Consider the following 14,381-nt stretch of genomic DNA (forward strand, 5'->3'; position numbering starts at 1 on the left):
TTGATCGCGCTGCGCTGCGGTAAGTCCTTGTCGTCTCCTTCAACGACACGGGCGATCCAATGGCGTCCTCCTCTGAAGAGTTTGAAGAGAAAGACCAGCGGCCGCGGGGCGCATGGATGCTCTTTCTGAAGCGCAACCAGCGCTATCTCTCCGCGCTAGGCACACTCCTCGTGATCGCGTTCTTCGGGGCCGCGATCTTTCACCTGACGGCCGAGGTGCAATATGACGATGTCGTGTCGGCGCTGTCGGAAACAAGCCGGCGATCGGTGGCAACGGCGATCCTGTTCACGGGCCTGAGCTTCCTCGCACTCACCTTCTATGACGTCAGCGCGCTCGACTACATCGAACGCAAGCTCCCCTATCCCGCCGTCGCGCTCACCGCCGCCTGCGCCTATGCGGTCGGCAACACGGCGGGCTTCGGTCCGCTGAGCGGCGGCGCAATCCGCTATCGGTCCTATTCGCGCCTTGGACTGGAACCGGAGGAGATCGCCCGTATCATCGCCTTCGTCACGCTCGCCTTCGGATTGGGGCTCGCGACGGTCACATGCCTGAGCCTGCTTGCCGTTGGCGAATACGTGGCGCCGTTGACCGGGATCGATGCGGCATGGCTGCGGGCAATCGCCGCCTTCGTCCTTGCCGGCTTGCTGGCGGTGCTGGTCGCCGCCCGCAGCGGTCGCGAGGTCCGCATCGGCCGCCTCGTCCTTCGTCTGCCGGACTCACGGACGTCGTCGCGCCAGTTCCTCGTGACGGCGCTCGATCTCGCTGCGTCGGCGAGCGTCCTCTATGTCCTTTTGCCCGCCGGAACGGTGGGCTGGCCCGCCTTCCTGGCGATCTACGCCGTGGCGGTCGGCCTCGGGGTGCTCAGTCACGTGCCGGCGGGGCTCGGCGTTTTTGAAGCGGTGATCGTTGCGAGCCTGGGCCGCGCAGCCGGCGTCGACGCGGTGCTCGGTGCACTCGTCCTCTACCGCGTCATCTACCACCTGTTGCCCTTGCTCATCGCCATCGTCGTGATGATCGGCATCGAACTCCGCCAGTTGGCGGGCCACCCGGCAGCCTCCAGCCTTCGCCGCGCCGGCGGCCGGATGACGCCGCTATTGCTTGCCACGCTGGCGCTCGTCCTCGCCTTGATGCTGGTGCTCTCGGGCGTGACGCCGACGCCGGACGAGAACCTGGACTTTCTTGCGAATTACGTGCCCCTTCCGATCATTGAAGGGGCGCATTTCCTGGCGAGCCTGTTGGGGCTGGCGCTGTTCATCGTCGCTCGGGGGCTGGCGCTGCGTCTCGACGGCGCCTGGTGGGCATCGATCGCGATCGCGCTGGCCGCAATCCTGCTTTCCCTGGTGAAGGCGGTGGCGCTCGGGGAAGCCGGCATGCTCGCCTTCCTCCTTGTCGGGCTGCTCGCGAGTCGTCGGCTCTTCAACCGTCCTGCCTCGCTTTTCGGACAGGCGCTGACGCTGCCGTGGCTTACCGCGCTCGGCGTCATCTGTTTCGGCGCATTCGTCGTCCTGCTCTTCGTCTATCGCGACGTCGCATATAGCCATGAGCTCTGGTGGCAGTTCGAATTCTCCGCCGAGGCGCCGCGCGGGCTCCGCGCCCTTCTGGGAGTGACGATCGGCGCAAGTGCTGTAGCGACCTGGAGCCTGATGCGCCCGGCCGCTGCGGCGGTTGCGCCCGCCTGCCGGCAGGAGATGGAACGGGCTATCGCCATCGTCGACGCGCAGGACATGTCCGATGCCAACCTCGTGCGCATGGGTGACAAGAGCATCATGTTCTCCGCCGACGGCCGGGCCTTCATCATGTATGGCCGCTGGGCGCGTTCCTGGATTGCGTTGTTCGATCCGGTCGGGCCCGTGGATGCCTGGCCGGACCTGATCTGGCAGTTCATCGAGGCGGCGCGCTCCAATGGTTGCCGGGCCGTCTTTTACCAGGTCTCGGCGCGCGGGCTTGCCCATTACGCGGATGCGGGCTTGCGAGCCTTCCGCCTCGGCGAACTTGCCGAGGTCGATCTCACGCGCTTCGAGATGAAGGGCGGCAAGTGGGCAAACCTGCGCCAGCAGGTGAGCCGTGGCCTTCGCGACGGGCTGGAGTTCTCGGTCGTCGCGCCTGCGGAGGTGTCGGCTCTCCTTCCGGAGCTCGAGGCCGTTTCCGATGCCTGGCTCGCCCACCACAATGCGCGGGAAAAGGGCTTTTCCCTCGGCGCCTTCGATCCGCGATATCTGACGGCGCAGCCTGTTGCGATCCTCAAATGGCAGGGTCGCATCGTGGCCTTCTCCAATATTCTGATCACCGGCACGAAGGAGGAGGGCTCGGTCGACCTCATGCGTTTCTCGCCCGAGGCGCCGAAAGGGGCGATGGATTTCCTGTTCGCGCAACTGATGGAATATCTGAAAAACGAAGGCTATCGGCGTTTCAATCTCGGAATGGCACCGCTGTCGGGAATGTCGGAGCGGCGGCTGGCGCCCGTATGGGACCGCGCCGGCCGGGCATTTTACGAGCACGGCGAGCGCTTCTACAACTTCAAGGGATTGCGTGCCTTCAAGTCCAAGTTTCACCCGCAGTGGCAACCGCGCTACCTGGTGGCGAGCGGCGGCTTCAACCCGATCCTGGCGCTGATGATGCGACATTCCTGATCGGTGGCGGTCTGAAGGGAGTGCTCGGGAAATGACCCCCATTAAGAGGATATTGAAGCGTGCAGCCCTGGCGGCCCTGATTGCCGGCACTGCATCCTTCCGTCTTTTGCCGAAGACTCGGCAAAGTTCGACACCGGCATGATCCCCGCACCGCACATCCTGTTCCCGAAAGAGGCGCCTTCCGGCGCCGTGGTGCTGCTTTCGGACGCCGGCGGCTGGACAGAGAGGGAGGATGCCGCGGCCCGAAAGCTTTCGAGCGAGAAAGCGCTCGTCATCGGCATCGACCTCAAGGCGTATCTGGCAGCCCTTGCCAGGGATGAGGGGGACTGCGTCTACACGGTTTCGGACATCGAATCCTTGAGTCAGCAGGTACAGCGCGCGGCCGACAGCGGCGCCTATCGGCCGCCGATCGTCGCTGGCGTCGGCGCCGGCGGGGCCATGGCGCTGGCAATCGCCGCACAGTCGCCCGCAGCGACCATCGGCCGGACGCTCGCGGTCGATCCCGAAGAGGGTATCGCCCTGACGAAGCAGCTCTGCACTCCTGCCGAAAAAACTCGAAAAGGCGACCGCATGGTCTACGGCCTGACCGATGGCGCCTTACCCGACCCGGTAACCGTAATCTCTTCGCCGTCTGCGTCGCCCGCCGGGCGCGAGCACGTTGCCGCTCTAGCAGCCAAGCATCCGGACGTCGAAGTCCAGGCGAGCGACGAAGACGTCTATGCCGCACTCTCCGGCACGCTCGCCGGGTACATCCAGCAGGAGGACGACGGGGACAACCCGTTCGGGCTCCCCCTGACCGTTCTCGATGCGAAGCCAACGCGCGATACCATGGCGGTGATCTATTCCGGCGACGGCGGTTGGCGCGACATCGACAAGGAGGTCGGCAATGCCCTGCAGCAGCAGGGCGTGCCCGTCGTCGGGGTGGATTCGCTGCGCTATTTCTGGTCGGAGCGCCAGCCGCAGGCGACGGCGGACGATCTCGCCCGTGTCATCACCTATTACGGCAAGCGGTGGAACGTCCGCAACGTAGTGCTGATCGGCTATTCCTTCGGCGCCGACATCCTGCCGCGCACATACAACCTGCTTGCGCCCGCGACCCGCGCACGCATACGGCAGGTCACGCTCATGGCACTGTCGCATCGCGCCGACTACAAGATCTCCGTCCTCGGCTGGCTCGGCGCCGATGGGGAGGGGAATGCCGGCGACCCGGTCGACGACATCAAGGCGATCGAGCCGCCACTCGTTCAGTGCATCTACGGCACCGACGAGGAGGACGACGCTTGCCCGGATCTGAAATCCTCCGGTATCGAGGTGGTTCCCATCCAGGGTGGCCATCATTTCGATGGCGATTATGCCGCTCTGACACGACGCGTCCTTGATGCGCTCGACCGGCGGCTGGCGATGGGAAGATGACCCGCTTACGTCAGGTGACGGGGGAAATGAGCGTACCCGTTGCCTCGCCCACGGCATGGCTGACCACCCGGCCGGCTTCCATCCGCACCTTGCCTTCAGCCACGAGCCGAAGCGCCATCGGATAGGTCTTGTGCTCGACGGTAAGGACGCGGGCGGCGAGGGTATCCGCCGTGTCGCCGGAAACGACCGGTACGGCCGCCTGGGCGACGATCGGCCCGTCATCAATACCCTCCGTCACGAAGTGCACGGTGCAGCCTGCGATCCTCATCCCGGCGTCGATCGCCCTGCGGTGCGTGTGGAGCCCTGGGAAGAGCGGAAGCAGTGACGGATGGATGTTGAGGATCCGGCCCTCGTAGCGCTGGATGAAGGCCGCAGAAAGAAGGCGCATATAGCCCGCGAGACAGATCACGTCCGGCTGGAGGCGGTCGAGCTCGGCCAGGATTGCTCCCTCGTGCGCTTCCTTGCTCGCAAAATCCTTGCGAACGAAGGCGAAGGTCGGAATGCCGAGCCCGGCCGCCTTGTCGAGGCCACCTGCATCCGCCTTGTCGGCGATCACCGCAATGATCTCGGCCGGAAAATCCGGCGCGGCGGCAGCCTTCGCCAGCGCGATCATGTTGGAGCCGCCGCCGGAAATGAACACGACGACCTTCTTCTTGCCGGTCATCAAGCTCATATGGCGAGATTGCCCTTGTAGATCGTGCCGGGTGTGCCCTCGGCGCGTGCGACCATGCGGCCGAGCGTGAAGACCGTTTCGCCTTCGCCGGCAAGCACGGCCGCAACTTTTTCCGCTTCGCTCGCCGGAACCACGGCGATCATGCCGACGCCGCAATTGAAGGTGCGCAGCATCTCGTTGGCGGCAACGCCGCCGGTCTTTGCGAGCCACGAGAAGACGGCTGGCAGCTTGATGGCGCCGAGGTCGATCTCGGCGGCAAGGTGTTTCGGCAGCACCCGCGGAATATTCTCGGGGAAGCCGCCGCCGGTGATGTGGGCCAGCGCCTTGATCGCACCCGTCCCGCGGATCGCCTTCAAGAGCGGTTTCACATAGATGCGCGTCGGAGTCATCAGGAGGTCGGCGAGGGTGCCTTCGCCGAAAGGTGCCGGAGCATCCCAGGCAAGGCCCGAGAGCGAAACGATCTTGCGCACCAGCGAATAGCCGTTCGAGTGCACGCCCGACGAGGCAAGCCCGAGGATGACGTCGCCTTCGGCGATGTCGCCGGCAGGCAGAAGCTGCCCGCGCTCGGCCGCGCCGACGGCAAAGCCGGCAAGATCGTAGTCGCCGCCGGAATACATGCCCGGCATCTCGGCCGTCTCGCCGCCGATCAACGCGCATCCGGCCTCGCGGCAGCCGGCGGCAATTCCCGCGACGATCGCGGCGCCCTGGTCGGGATCGAGCTTGCCGGTCGCGAAGTAGTCGAGGAAGAACAGCGGTTCGGCGCCCTGCACCACGAGATCGTTCACGCACATGGCGACGAGGTCGATGCCGACCGTGTCGTGCTTGTCGGCGTCGATCGCGATCTTGAGCTTCGTGCCGACGCCGTCATTGGCGGCGACGAGGACCGGATCGCTGAAACCGGCGGCCTTCAGGTCGAAAAGGCCGCCGAACCCGCCGATCTCGCCATCGGCGCCGGGGCGCCGGGTCGAGCGGACATGCGGCTTGATCTTCTCGACCAGCAGGTTGCCGGCATCGATATCGACACCTGCGTCGCTGTAGGTGAGGCCGTTCTTTCCCGACTGGCTCATGCTCGCTCTCCAAGGCTCGTCGCTGATTGCGGATGCGATTGGCACGGAGAAGCGAGGAGTGCAAGCGCGGAGGCGCGCCCGATCCTGCTTTTTTCGTGAATCTGCCTGTGGTCAGCGCCTTCTGCCGGTCACAGGCCGTTTGTTCCGTGACCGCCGCCGGACTTGACCTTGGCGCGCCCCAAGCCCTATCTCGTGCGAACGAACGACGCGGAAGGTGCGGTGTGCCGCGCGCAACGGGGGCCGTCATGGGCGATCGGGTCAGCAGTATGGGACTTCAGCGCCAGATCTTTTTCTGGCTGCTGGTGCTTGTCGGCTTCATTGCCTTCCTGCTGGTGTTCAGTTCCATCCTTCTGCCCTTTCTCGCCGGCATGGCGCTCGCCTATTTTCTCGATCCTGTAGCCGATCGCCTGGAGCGGCTCGGTCTGAGCCGGCTGATGGCGACGATCGCCATCCTGGTCGCCTTCGTCGTCGTGCTGGCGCTGTCGCTGATGATCATCGTTCCGCTGGTCGTCACGCAGGCTGCCGAATTCATTCAGAAAATGCCGGGTTACATCACCAGGCTCCAGGAGTTCCTGACCGACAGCCAGTCGACGCTGTTACCGGACTGGCTCGCCGGCCAGATGACGACCATCAAGCAGAACTCGGCCAAGCTCTTAGAGCAAGGCGCAAGCTTCCTCGGCACGCTGTTCCAGCAGATCTGGAATTCCGGCCTCGCACTTCTCAATATCCTGTCCCTATTCGTCATCACCCCTGTCGTCGCCTTCTATCTGCTGCTCGACTGGGACCGGATGGTCGACAGGGTCGACAGCTGGATACCGCGCGATTACGTCGAGGTCGTGCGGCAGATCGCTCGCGACATGAATACGACCATTGCCGGGTTCGTACGCGGCCAGGGCTCTCTCTGCGTGATCCTCGGCCTTTACTACGGGATCGGGCTGAGCATGGTCGGCCTCAATTTCGGCCTCCTGATCGGCCTCTTCGCCGGCATGATCAGTTTCATCCCCTATGTGGGATCGCTGGTCGGTCTCGTGCTTGCGCTCGGCGTCGCGCTCGTTCAGTTCTGGCCGGACTATGTCTGGATCCTTGTGGTTCTCGCCGTTTTCTTCAGCGGCCAGTTTCTCGAAGGCAATATTCTGCAGCCGAAACTGGTCGGCAAAAGCGTCGGGCTGCACCCGGTCTGGCTGATGTTCGCCCTGCTTGCGTTCGGCGCGCTCTTCGGTTTCGTCGGCCTGCTCGTGGCGGTGCCCGCAGCGGCCGCGATCGGTGTGCTTGTCCGCTTCGGCATCCAGCGGTACCTTGATAGCGATCTCTATCACGGGCATAGAACAGCCGTTCACAAGGAGCCGGAGAGCAACGGCTAGAGCACTTCCAGTGCATAGCGGTTTTCCGTGCGGACGTGCGTAGCTGCAAAAGGTGAATGCTCACGGGTAATGCATGAAGAGACATCTGTCCGAACAATTGCCTTTGGTCTTCGGCCATGCGCCCGCAACCGGTCGCGACGACCTGCTCGTCTCGGACCGGTTGAGCGCGGCCATTTCCATCGTCGATCACTGGCCCGTCTGGCCGTCGCCGGTGGTCATCATTTGCGGGCCGGTCGGTTCCGGCAAATCGCATCTTGCGGGCATCTGGCGCGAAAAGGCGAGGGCGGAGCCGATACATCCCTTTGCCGGCTCGAACGCTGCCGATATCGCCGCGGAAAAGCCGGTCCTCTTCGAGGATGCCGACCGCCAGGGCTTCGACGATACGGCACTCTTCCATGTCATCAACAGCGTGCGACAGAACGGTACGGCGCTTTTGATGACGTCTCGGCTATGGCCGATGTCATGGCCGGTGCGACTTCCTGACCTCAAGTCGCGCCTCAAGGCTGCCACCGTGGTCGAAATCGGCGAGCCCGACGACGAATTGCTCGCGCAGGTGCTCACCAAGCTTTTCGCCGACCGCCAGCTCCTCGTGGACGAGCGCCTGGTCGGCTACGTCGTCGCGCGCATGGAACGCTCGCTGGAGGCGGCGCAGACCATCGTCGAGCGGATAGATCACCTGGCGCTTGCGCGTGGAACGCGGCCGACCCGTGCGCTCGCCGCGGAAGTTCTGGAAGAGCTTGCAAATACAAGCCTCTCCGATTGACTGTCACAGTTCCGTCGTCAAACTGGGGTAGCTCGTCGTTCGGAGTAATGGGGCTTTACAGGCATGGACAGCGCAACGTCTGCAATCACGGAACACGAGGCATCTGCTGAGCAGAAGCGTGAGGCGCCGGCCGAGGCGCTGGACCTTCTCAAGAGCCCCGAGCGCTTCGTCAACCGCGAGTTCTCCTGGCTTCAGTTCAACCGCCGGGTCCTCGAGGAGACGCTGAACACGGCGCACCCCCTTCTGGAGCGCGTCCGTTTTCTGTCGATCTCCGCCGCCAATCTCGATGAATTCTTCATGGTTCGTGTCGCGGGTCTGGAGGGCCAGGTCCGTTCGGGGCTTTCGCTGCGTAGCCCGGACGGCCTGACGCCGGCGGAAACGCTCGAGAGCATTCTGACGGAAGTCGACAATCTGCAGATGGAGCAGCAGGCATCGCTTGCCGTCCTGCAGCAATATCTCGCCAAGGAAGATATCCTCATCGTCCGTCCGGCTTCGCTTTCCGCGCAGGATCGCAGCTGGCTCGCGAACGAATTCGACCAGGCGATCTTCCCCGTGTTGACGCCGCTCTCGATCGATCCGGCGCACCCGTTCCCGTTCATTCCGAATCTCGGCTTCTCCATCGGCCTGCAGCTCGTCAGCAAGACCGGGCGCGACCCGATGACGGCGCTGCTGCGCCTGCCGGTGGCGCTCGATCGCTTCATTCGCCTGCCGGATGTCAAGAACGTCATCCGCTACATCACCCTCGAAGATGTCGTCAGCCAGTTCATCGACCGGCTTTTTCCGGGCTACGAGGTGAAGGGGTCGGGCACGTTCCGCATCATTCGAGACAGCGATATCGAAGTCGAGGAGGAAGCCGAAGACCTCGTGCGTCTTTTCGAGACCGCCCTCAAGCGCCGCCGTCGCGGCTCGGTGATCCGCATCGAGACCGATTCGGAGATGCCGGCTTCGCTGCGCCAGTTCGTCGTGCAGGAGCTCGGCGTCCCGGAAAATCGCGTCGCGGTCCTGCCGGGCCTGCTGGCGCTGAACACGCTTTCGGAGATCACCAAGGCGCCGCGCGAGGACCTGCGATTCGAGCCCTACAATCCGCGCTTCCCGGAGCGTGTGCGCGAACATGCGGGCGACTGTCTTGCCGCCATCCGTGAAAAGGACATGGTGGTCCACCACCCCTACGAATCCTTCGATGTCGTCGTGCAGTTCCTGCTGCAGGCTGCGCGCGATCCGGACGTGCTCGCGATCAAGCAGACGCTTTACCGAACCTCGAACGACAGCCCGATCGTGCGCGCGCTGATCGATGCCGCCGAGGCCGGCAAGTCGGTGACGGCGCTTGTCGAGCTCAAGGCGCGGTTCGACGAGGAGGCGAATATCCGCTGGGCGCGCGACCTCGAGCGCGCCGGCGTCCAGGTGGTTTTCGGCTTCATCGAGTTGAAGACCCACGCCAAGATGTCGATGGTCGTGCGCCGTGAGGAGGGCAAGCTCAGGACCTATTGCCATCTCGGCACCGGAAACTACCACCCGGTCACGGCAAAAATCTACACCGACCTGTCGTTCTTCACCTGCAACCCGGTGATCGCCCACGACATGGCGAACATCTTCAACTTCATCACCGGCTACGGCGAGCCGGAAGGGGGAATGAAACTCGCAGTGTCACCGCATACGCTGCGTCCGCGCATCCTCAAGCACATCGAGGAGGAGATCGTCCACGCGCAAGCCGGGCGGCCGGCGTCGATCTGGATGAAGATGAACTCCCTGGTGGACCCGGAAATCATCGATGCGCTCTACAAGGCAAGCTGCGCAGGCGTCGAGATCGATCTCGTCGTGCGCGGCATCTGCTGCCTCAGGCCGCAGGTGCCCGGGCTCTCCGACAACATCCGCGTCAAGTCCATCGTCGGTCGCTTCCTGGAGCATTCAAGAATTTTCTGCTTCGGCAACGGACATGGACTTCCATCGGAGAATGCGCTTGTCTATATCGGCTCGGCGGATATGATGCCGCGCAATCTGGATAGGCGGGTGGAGACGCTCGTTCCTCTCATCAACCGCACTGTGCACGAACAGGTTCTTTCGCAGATCATGCTGGGCAATCTCATCGACAACCAGCAGAGCTACGAGATTCTTCCGGACGGCACCTCGCGCCGCATGGAAGTCGGCAAGGACGCCGAGCCGTTCAACGCTCAGCATTATTTCATGACCAATCCGAGCCTTTCGGGCCGGGGTGAGGCTCTGAAATCCAGTGCACCGAAGCTGATCGCCGGCTGGAAGAGCGGCTGGCACAAGTAAACTGGAATTGCATGGTCGAATCTGAAGCGCAGGGACGTCTGCCCGGTATCCGCCCGGTCTCCGTTGTGGATATCGGCTCCAACTCCATTCGTCTCGTCGTCTATGAAGGGCTGAGCCGTTCGCCGGCAATGCTTTTCAACGAGAAGGTGATGTGCGGCCTCGGCAAGGGCATCGATGCCACCGGCCGCATGGAGGAGGAAAGCGTGGCCAGGGCGCTGAGGGCGCTGCACCGCTTTCGTGCACTCTCCGACCAGGCGCGCGCGACCGAGATGTATGTGATCGCGACCGCTGCGGCGCGGGAGGCCACCAACGGAGCGGCCTTCATCGAAAGGGCGGAAGCCATCCTCGGGCAAAGGGTGAAGATCCTGAGCGGGGAGGAGGAGGCCCATTACTCGGCGATGGGCATCGTCAGCAGCTACTATGAGCCGGATGGCGTCGTCGGCGATCTCGGCGGCGGCTCGCTTGAGCTTGTCGATGTAGACGGCAAGCGGATCGGCAAGGGCATAACGCTGCCTCTGGGCGGCATCCGCCTCTTCGAACATTCGAGCGGCTCGCTCAGCAAGGCGCGGACCTGGGTACGCAAAGTCATGAAAGACGCCGAGGTCCTGAAGAAGGGGACCGGACGCACGTTCTACGCCGTGGGCGGAACCTGGCGAGCCATCGCCAAGCTGCACATGGAGATGCACAACTACCCGCTGCACATGATGCAGGGTTACGAGATCTCCTATGACGAGGCGTTGGCGATCCTTGCCGAAGTGATGGAGCCGAAGAATATCAAGCCCTCCGCCTATGCGACGATTTCCAAGAGCCGCCGGAGCCTGTTGCCCTTCGGTGCGGTGACGATGCACGAGGCAATCTCCATCATGAAGCCCGAGCGCATCTCGTTTTCCGCGCTCGGCGTCCGCGAAGGGTATCTCTTTTCGCTGCTTTCCAGTGAGGAACGCCAGCAGGACCCGCTGCTGACGGCTGCCAACGAACTCGCCATCCTTCGGGCCCGTTCGCCCGAGCATGCGCGAGAGCTCGCCGAATGGACCGGCCGCCTCGTGTCGTTCTTCGGCATCGAAGAAACGGAAGAGGAGAGGCGCTACCGCCAGGCCGCCTGTCTGCTGGCGGATATCAGCTGGCGGGCGCATCCGGACTATCGCGGTCTGCAGGCGCTGAACATCATTGCGCACTCGGCGTTCACCGGCATCACGCATGCGGGACGGGCCTATATCGCGCTCGCGAATTACTACCGCTTCGAGGGGCTTAACGACGACGGCGCCACGAGCCCGCTCGCAGGCATCACGACGCCGCGCCTGCTCGAGCTGGCGAAGCTCCTGGGCGGATTGTTGCGCGTCGCCTATCTCTTTTCGGCCTCCATGCCGGGTGTGGCGCGCCACCTCACGCTCCGGCGATCTTCGAAGCCCGACATCGATCTCGAATTCGTCGTCCCGGCAGCCTATGCCGACTTCGAGGGCGAACGCCTCGACGGCCGGCTCCAGCAACTCGGCAAGCTTACCGGCAAGAAGCTCGCCTTCTCCTTCGAGCGCTGAACCCTTTCCGGCTCGTTCCTGCCACAGCAGGGTGCCGCGCATCTGACGATGCGCGGCACTGCGCCACTTATTCGGCCTTCAGGAATTCGCCGACTTCGAGCAGCACGAATTCATTGTCGTCCGCCCTGTCGAGCGAACGCCCGGCGGAGAATGGCAGGTTGTTGTCGTTGCCGACAATGATATGCGTTTCGTCCACGCGATCGACATTCTCGATGGTGACGAAGGGCATGTCGTAATAGCCCTCGCCGCCGCCCTGGCGCTTGCGGTTGTTCGGATCGGCGATTTTCAGCAGGTCGACATAGCCGATCTTGTGCACGGCCTTGCCGACGTTTTCGTCGCTCATGGCGATCTTGTAGACACGCTTCAGCTTCGATCCGACGGCGAAGCAATCCGGCTGCGGGTTCTTGGGATCCGCGCAGGCCTTGTCGACGGTGCCGGCGCCGTTGTCGCGCTCGATCACCAGCGCGGTCTTCTCGTCGAGCATGTTGAAGTCGCCGATCGCTTCGCCGCCTTCGGCGAGTGGATACAGCCAGCTGCGCCCGGTCCAGGCCTTGCTGCCGGCGTCAAGCTCGACGATCCGCAGCGCCGGCCGGCCCTCCGCCTCTTCCACCGACTCGCTGTCCGCCCAGATCGGGCCTTCGAGCAGTCCGTAGAGCTTCGCGCCGTCCTTCGAAAGTGCCAGCCCTTCGTAACCGCCGGAGCGCTTCAGGTTGAAGTCCGGTGCCTTCTTGGAGGGATCTCCCTGCAGCGTCAGTGCCGGATTGTCCGGCGAGAGCACGGGCTTGCCGTCGACAACGGTCGCGATGACATCGGTGAGCTTGCCGTCAAGGTCGAACTTCAGGATGTAGGGTCCGAATTCCTCACCGACCCAGAAGCCGTCGGCCACCGGCTGGATCGATTCGACGTCGAAGTCGCCGCCCGTGAGGTAGCGGGTGGCCGAGCCTTCCATGACGATGGGGAAGGGCGCCTTGCGCTCTGGGTCGGACAGGAACAGGGTCTTCAACGCCTCGACCTTGCCGGCGTCCCAGTCGATCTTGAGGTGGTGGAGCATCAGCATTGCGTCGGTCGAGTTGAGCTTGTTGCCGAAGCCGTTGTCCGAAAGGCTCCAGAAAGTGCCGTCCTCCATCGCCTTGATGCCGGAGAAGCCCTGCATCGGCTGGCCGTTGAAGGGAAGCGACAGACCGGTCGGGCGAACGCCATCCTTGCCCGCGACGCTGCCCAGTTCGGCGGCGCGCTTGCGGTCGGCGGTCGAGAACTTGCCCGAGGTCTTGAGGTACTCCGCGGCATCCGCCGGCGCAGCGATAATGGTGTTTGCGGGAAGGATCGCGTGCGCCTCGAGCGCTGCAGGAAAGGCCTTTTCCTCGGCAAGCGCGGCGCTCGACGCCAGAAGGGTTAACGCCATGGCGGCAAGGATGGGTTTCGTCATAAGTTCACCTCGGGTTGGAGTGCAGGTGAACCCGATAGGCGGCTTCGATGACAGCTGTTTGAAGTTTGTCTTACAGCGAGGTGAATGCCCCGACGGACGGACTGCTAACGGGCTTCCCGTCTGGATCCATGGCGCCCTCGCCGCTGAGCGGACCGGCCGTGAGCGACAGAACCGCGAGCTTCTGGCCACGACCTTTGACCTCATGCTCGCCGAGATCCTCGGCGCGCACGAAGACGGGCGGGCGCAAGCGCCGCAGCAGATCGGCTGAGATCAAGACCTGACGGTCGAGCGTTCGGCACAGGCCCTCCAGGCGTGCCGTCGTGTTCACGGTGTCGCCGAAATAGGTGATCTTGTGTTTGTCGACGCCGATCTCCGCGGCAACGATCGTGCCGCCATGCAGAGCGGCACGCAGGCGCGGCACCTCGCCGTAGTCTTTTCGCCAGCGACGGGCGTCCGCTTCGATCTGCTCCAGAATGTCGAACACGCAGCGGATGCAGGCTGCATCCGCGACAGCGCGATCGTAAGGCCAGGTGATCACGGCAGCGTCGCCGACATAGTCGTCGATGGATCCGCCATAGCGCAGCACGGGATCAGCCATGGCTGCAAACAGCTTTCCCAAATATTCCTGCATGCGCAGGTCACCGAAGCGCTCGGCAAGCGATGTCGATCCGGCGAGATCGATGAAAAGAAACACGCGTTCCTCCTGCACCGGCTTGCGGTATCGCCCAGTCAGGAGGCTCAGGAAAATATCGCGGCCGAGCAATTCGCGCACCCTGAGCACGAATATGATCGGACCGGAGGTCGCAAGTGCGTACACCAGCACATTGAGCGATGGCAGCATCGCGTCCGTCCTGCTTTCACGCATGACGCCGGCGACGTGCAAAAGCAGCCCGGCGGCTGCATATCCGACGTTGACGAATATGAAGTAGACGGCGAGGGACGAGAGAAGAAACGCCGGCGTCGGCGATCCGTGGATCCTCCGGTAAAGGCGCCGGAAGATGATGTGCCGTTCAAAGGCGAGAATCGGCATGCACATGAAAAGCGCATAGGTTGCGCCGATCAGACCGCCGCCGCCGTAGACGACCCACGCATAGGCCATGCCGCTGCCGGCGACGACGAGCAGCAACAGGATGATCTCGAGCGTGGAAAATCTCCAGCGCATGTGACAGCCTCGAAAACGAGAATATACAGCGCCGCACGTGTTATCAGGCACGCAAAGGTCGCTGGAGAAAGTGGAAT

Annotated in this window: 8 protein-coding genes and 2 pseudogenes; 6 read left to right on the forward strand and 4 right to left on the reverse strand. The window is 63.6% G+C overall.

Annotation, left to right across the window (positions count from 1 at the left end; translation table 11 throughout):
- Positions 1-59: 59 nt before the first annotated feature.
- Both mprF and BHD07_RS07785 read left to right on the forward strand, forming a co-directional pair.
- Positions 60-2,665 (forward strand): annotated as a pseudogene (gene mprF, locus BHD07_RS07780) (bifunctional lysylphosphatidylglycerol flippase/synthetase MprF).
- A pseudogene (locus BHD07_RS07785) lies at positions 2,662-4,043 on the forward strand (virulence factor). Before mprF ends, BHD07_RS07785 begins: the two co-directional pseudogenes overlap by 4 nt.
- Before the next feature lie 10 nt (positions 4,044-4,053).
- Here BHD07_RS07785 and purN read toward each other — a convergent pair.
- Positions 4,054-4,716 (reverse strand): phosphoribosylglycinamide formyltransferase, encoded by a 663-nt coding sequence (purN, locus tag BHD07_RS07790; protein ID WP_100672137.1) that lies wholly within the window; start codon positions 4,714-4,716, stop codon positions 4,054-4,056.
- Positions 4,713-5,783: a phosphoribosylformylglycinamidine cyclo-ligase gene (gene purM / locus BHD07_RS07795; protein ID WP_100672138.1), complete on the reverse strand. Its 1,071-nt coding sequence runs from the start codon at positions 5,781-5,783 to the stop codon at positions 4,713-4,715. Before purM ends, purN begins: the two co-directional genes overlap by 4 nt.
- A 221-nt stretch (positions 5,784-6,004) precedes the next feature.
- Here purM and BHD07_RS07800 point away from each other — a divergent pair, with 221 nt between their 5' ends.
- The 4 genes from BHD07_RS07800 (at position 6,005) to ppx (ending at position 11,716) form a co-directional block, all read left to right on the forward strand.
- On the forward strand, positions 6,005-7,144 hold the full coding sequence (locus tag BHD07_RS07800) for an AI-2E family transporter (protein ID WP_018094700.1): 1,140 nt from the start codon (positions 6,005-6,007) through the stop codon (positions 7,142-7,144).
- 73 nt (positions 7,145-7,217) lie between these two features.
- On the forward strand, positions 7,218-7,907 hold the full coding sequence (gene hdaA, locus BHD07_RS07805) for a DnaA regulatory inactivator HdaA (protein ID WP_018094701.1): 690 nt from the start codon (positions 7,218-7,220) through the stop codon (positions 7,905-7,907).
- 63 nt (positions 7,908-7,970) lie between these two features.
- Complete coding sequence (locus tag BHD07_RS07810; protein ID WP_018094702.1) at positions 7,971-10,181, forward strand: RNA degradosome polyphosphate kinase; 2,211 nt, start codon at positions 7,971-7,973, stop codon at positions 10,179-10,181.
- Between the two features lie 11 nt (positions 10,182-10,192).
- Complete coding sequence (ppx, locus tag BHD07_RS07815) at positions 10,193-11,716, forward strand: exopolyphosphatase (protein ID WP_100672139.1); 1,524 nt, start codon at positions 10,193-10,195, stop codon at positions 11,714-11,716.
- Positions 11,717-11,783: 67 nt separating this feature from the next.
- Here ppx and BHD07_RS07820 read toward each other — a convergent pair whose 3' ends face one another.
- Both BHD07_RS07820 and cya2 read right to left on the reverse strand, forming a co-directional pair.
- Complete coding sequence (locus BHD07_RS07820) at positions 11,784-13,142, reverse strand: esterase-like activity of phytase family protein (RefSeq protein ID WP_100672140.1); 1,359 nt, start codon at positions 13,140-13,142, stop codon at positions 11,784-11,786.
- A 70-nt stretch (positions 13,143-13,212) separates the two neighbouring features.
- Positions 13,213-14,304 carry an adenylate cyclase Cya2 gene (cya2, locus tag BHD07_RS07825; RefSeq protein WP_100672141.1) on the reverse strand — a complete coding sequence of 364 codons (1,092 nt, stop codon included), beginning with the start codon at positions 14,302-14,304 and terminating at the stop codon, positions 13,213-13,215.
- Positions 14,305-14,381 lie beyond the last annotated feature (77 nt).

It is taken from the genome of Sinorhizobium sp. KGO-5, from assembly GCF_036245905.1.
Classification (GTDB): Bacteria; Pseudomonadota; Alphaproteobacteria; order Rhizobiales; family Rhizobiaceae; genus Sinorhizobium; species Sinorhizobium meliloti_A.

Coding starts and splice junctions, on each gene's coding strand:
- BHD07_RS07820 (WP_100672140.1), bottom strand. CDS start 13,142: ATGACGAAACCCATCCTTGCCGCCATGGCGTTAACCCTTCTGGCGTCG.
- ppx (WP_100672139.1), top strand. CDS start 10,193: ATGGTCGAATCTGAAGCGCAGGGACGTCTGCCCGGTATCCGCCCGGTC.
- purM (WP_100672138.1), bottom strand. CDS start 5,783: ATGAGCCAGTCGGGAAAGAACGGCCTCACCTACAGCGACGCAGGTGTC.
- BHD07_RS07810 (WP_018094702.1), top strand. CDS start 7,971: ATGGACAGCGCAACGTCTGCAATCACGGAACACGAGGCATCTGCTGAG.
- cya2 (WP_100672141.1), bottom strand. CDS start 14,304: ATGCGCTGGAGATTTTCCACGCTCGAGATCATCCTGTTGCTGCTCGTC.
- hdaA (WP_018094701.1), top strand. CDS start 7,218: ATGAAGAGACATCTGTCCGAACAATTGCCTTTGGTCTTCGGCCATGCG.
- purN (WP_100672137.1), bottom strand. CDS start 4,716: ATGAGCTTGATGACCGGCAAGAAGAAGGTCGTCGTGTTCATTTCCGGC.